The sequence below is a fragment of the uncultured Campylobacter sp. genome (genome assembly GCF_938030815.1).
In the GTDB taxonomy this organism is placed as follows: Bacteria; Campylobacterota; Campylobacteria; order Campylobacterales; family Campylobacteraceae; genus Campylobacter_B.
In genome coordinates this window covers 1-3,449 of record NZ_CALHII010000028.1, presented here as the reverse complement: position 1 = coordinate 3,449, position 3,449 = coordinate 1, and the positions used below count along the sequence as shown (strand labels likewise).

General features: G+C 50.6%; 4 protein-coding genes. All 4 read left to right on the top strand.

Annotation, left to right across the window (positions count from 1 at the left end; all coding sequences use genetic code 11):
* The first annotated feature begins 226 nt into the window (after positions 1 to 226).
* A complete protein-coding gene (locus Q0277_RS00770) occupies positions 227 to 1,480 on the top strand; it encodes a pitrilysin family protein (RefSeq protein ID WP_297994527.1) in 1,254 nt (417 codons plus the stop codon).
* Positions 1,473 to 2,369: a 4-hydroxy-tetrahydrodipicolinate synthase gene (gene dapA, locus Q0277_RS00765; protein WP_297946499.1), complete on the top strand. Its 897-nt coding sequence runs from the start codon at positions 1,473 to 1,475 to the stop codon at positions 2,367 to 2,369. The genes Q0277_RS00770 and dapA overlap by 8 nt, the downstream gene beginning before the upstream one ends.
* A complete protein-coding gene (locus Q0277_RS00760; protein WP_291937459.1) occupies positions 2,370 to 3,149 on the top strand; it encodes an enoyl-ACP reductase in 780 nt (259 codons plus the stop codon).
* A partial coding sequence (locus tag Q0277_RS00755) for a CDP-alcohol phosphatidyltransferase family protein (protein WP_297994529.1) occupies positions 3,146 to 3,449 on the top strand: 304 nt, incomplete at its 3' end. The genes Q0277_RS00760 and Q0277_RS00755, both read left to right, overlap by 4 nt.

The window sequence follows — 3,449 nt, the reverse complement described above, 5'->3', positions numbered from 1 at the left end:
TTACTTGGAAAAGTTACAAGTGAAGCAAAAATTCTAAAACTAAAGCCGCACTAAAAAATAGTGCGGAAAGCAAAAGCTCAAAGAGCAAAAACGCAAAGCAAAGCGGCGCCAAAACTAAAAATGCCGAGGCCAAAGAGACCAAAGAGCTTAAAGAGGCCAAAAAAGCGAGCGGTACCCAAAACGCAGAGCAAAACTCAAGCAAAAAACGAAAGGCGAAAAAAGATTAATGTTTCCGAAATTTAAGAAAATCACGCTGCAAAACGGACTTCAAATTTATCACATCCCGATGAATAAAGGCAGCGGCGTCATCAGCGTGGACGTGTTTTACAACGTCGGCTCGCGCGACGAGACGATGGGCAAAAGCGGCATCGCGCACATGCTGGAGCATCTAAATTTTAAATCCACGAAAAATCGCAAGGCGGGCGAGTTCGACGCGATCGTAAAGGGCTTTGGCGGCGTAAATAACGCAAGCACGGGCTTTGATTACACGCACTATTTCATCAAGTGCGCGAGCTCAAATTTAGAGGTCTGCTTGGATCTTTACGCCGACATAATGCAAAACCTAAGCCTCAAAGACAAAGAATTTCAGCCCGAGCGCAAGGTCGTGCTCGAGGAGCGGCTGTGGCGCACCGATAACGATCCGTTCGGATACCTATTTTTCAGGCTCTACAACGCCGCGTTTTTGTATCACCCGTATCACTGGACGCCGATCGGCTTTCGCAAGGATATCGAAAACTGGAGCATCAAAGATATCAAGGAATTTCACGCTAAATTTTATCAGCCGCAAAACGCCGTGCTGCTGATCACCGGCGACATCGGCGAAAAGGCGGCGTTTGATGCGGCCAAAAAATACTTCGCGCCCGTAAAAAACAAAAGCGAAATTCCGCGCCTTCACTGCACGGAGCCCGCGCAAGACGGCGAGAAGCTTAGCATTATTTACAAAAACAGCGAGGCGCAGATCGTTGCGGTCGCCTTTAAAATTCCGTCGTTTAACCATCCTGACGCCGCGGCGATCAAAGCGATGGATATATATCTTAGCGGCGGCAAGAGCTCGCTTTTGCAGCGCGTGCTGGTCGATGAGAAAAAGCTCGCCAATCAGATCAACATCTACGATATGAGCGCCAAGGACGAGAATTTATTTATAGTCTTTGCCGTTTGCAACCAGGGCGTAAGCGGCGAGGCGCTGAGGAGTGAAATTTTAGCGCTGATCGAAAAAGCCAAAAAAGCTAAAATAAGCGATGATGATATGCTAAAGATCAAAAACACCCTAAGTAGCGATCTGATCTACTCCCTCGACAGCGCTAGCAAGGTAGCGCAGATGTACGGCAGCTACATCGTCCGCGGCGATCTGGACGCGCTATTTAGGCTGGAGCGTGAAATCAAAAGTCTAGATAAAAACGCGGTTAAAAAAGCGATGAAAACCTATCTAAGCCTTAAAAATTCCACGAGCATTATCTTACGAAAGGAAAACGATGAATAAAAATGTCATAATCGGCTCTATGACGGCGCTGATCACGCCTTTTAAAGAGGGCAAACTGGACGAGCAGACCTACGCCAAGCTTATTAAAAGACAGATCGCAAACGGCATAAGCGCGGTCGTGCCCGTCGGTACCACGGGCGAGAGTGCGACGCTGACGCACGACGAGCATCGCGTCTGTATCGAGATCGCCGTAGATGCGTGCAAGGGCACGGACGTTAAGGTACTAGCGGGCGCGGGCAGCAACGCAACTCACGAAGCGATCGGGCTCGCGCAGTTTGCGCAGGCTCACGGCGCGGACGGAATTTTATCCGTAGCGCCCTACTACAACAAACCCACCCAAAAGGGACTCTATCTGCACTACAAGGCGATCGCGAGCTCGGTAGATCTGCCGGTGCTACTATATAACGTCCCCGGTCGCACCGGCTGCGACATAGCCGCAGATACGATCATCAAGCTTTTTAACGACTGCGAGAACATCTACGGCGTCAAAGAAGCCAGCGGCAGCATCGATAAATGCGTCGATCTGCTCGCGCACGAGCCGCGCCTTAGCGTGCTTAGCGGTGAGGATGCGATCAACTATCCGATCCTAAGTAACGGCGGCAAGGGAGTGATCTCCGTTACGGCAAATTTACTTCCCGATTACACGGCGAGACTAACGAAATTTGCGCTGCAAAATGAGTTTTTAAAAGCCAAGCAGATCAACGACGATCTCTACGCGATCAATAAAATTTTATTCTGCGAGAGCAATCCGATCCCGATCAAGGCGGCGATGTATATCGCGGGCCTCGCGCCGAGTTTGGAGTACCGCTTGCCGCTTTGCGAGCCGAGCGCGGAAAACCTCAAAAAAATAGAAAACGTAATGAAACAATACACTATCAAAGGATTTTAATTGACGAACGAATTTAAAGGAAAAACGCTAGTTATCAGCGGCGGCACGAGAGGCATAGGCAGGGCGATAGTTTTGGAATTCGCAGCTGCAGGGGCAAATATCGCTTTTACGTATAATTCCAACGAGGAGCTAGCGACTTCGCAAGCAGCCGATCTTGAGAAGGCTTACGGCATCAAGGCGCGCGCTTATGCGCTCAATATCTTAGAGCCCGAGACCTATAAGGAGCTCTTTGCCAAGATTGACGAGGATTTTGCGCGAGTGGATTTTTTCATCTCAAACGCCATCATCTCGGGTCGCGCGGTCGCGGGCGGATACACTAAATTTATGAGGCTAAAGCCGCGCGGCATCAACAATATCTTTACCGCGACCGTAAATGCCTTCGTCGTGGGCGCACAAGAAGCCGCAAAACGCATGGAGGCGGTAGGCGGCGGCTCGATCATCTCGCTTAGCTCCACGGGAAATTTAGTCTATATCGAAAACTACGCGGGTCACGGCACGGCAAAAGCCGCGGTTGAAGCGATGGCGCGCTACGCCGCGACCGAGCTAGGAGAGAAAAATATACGCGTAAACGTAGTAAGCGGCGGTCCGATCGAGACGGACGCACTGCGAGCTTTTACAAACTACGAAGAGGTACGCGATAAAACCGCCGAACTTAGCCCGCTAGGACGCATGGGACAGCCGGAGGATTTGGCGGGAGCATGTTTATTTCTATGCTCGAGCAAGGCTAGCTGGGTGACGGGGCACACCTTCATCGTCGACGGCGGAACGACCTTTAAATAATGCTAAATTTACCCAATATTTTAGCGAGCTTTCGCGTTGCGCTGGCGCCGCTGTTTTTCTGGCTGATCTTACTAGCAGGCCATGCAAACGGCGGCATGGTAGGCTCAGTGCATGTAAGCTGGATCGATTATTTTGCCGCACTCGTCTTCGTCATCGCCTCCGTCACGGACTTTTTCGATGGGTACATCGCGCGCTCTTGGAACCAAAAAACGAGGCTTGGCGCCATCATCGATCCGCTCGCCGATAAGATGCTGACTTTTTTGCTCATTAGTGTTTCCTTTCGTGATTACGGTGCGGAGG

What these genes read in the sequence shown, in the direction of transcription:
- Q0277_RS00770 (WP_297994527.1), top strand. Translation starts at nt 227, where the DNA reads ATGTTTCCGAAATTTAAGAAAATCACGCTGCAAAACGGACTTCAAATT.
- dapA (WP_297946499.1), top strand. Translation starts at nt 1,473, where the DNA reads ATGAATAAAAATGTCATAATCGGCTCTATGACGGCGCTGATCACGCCT.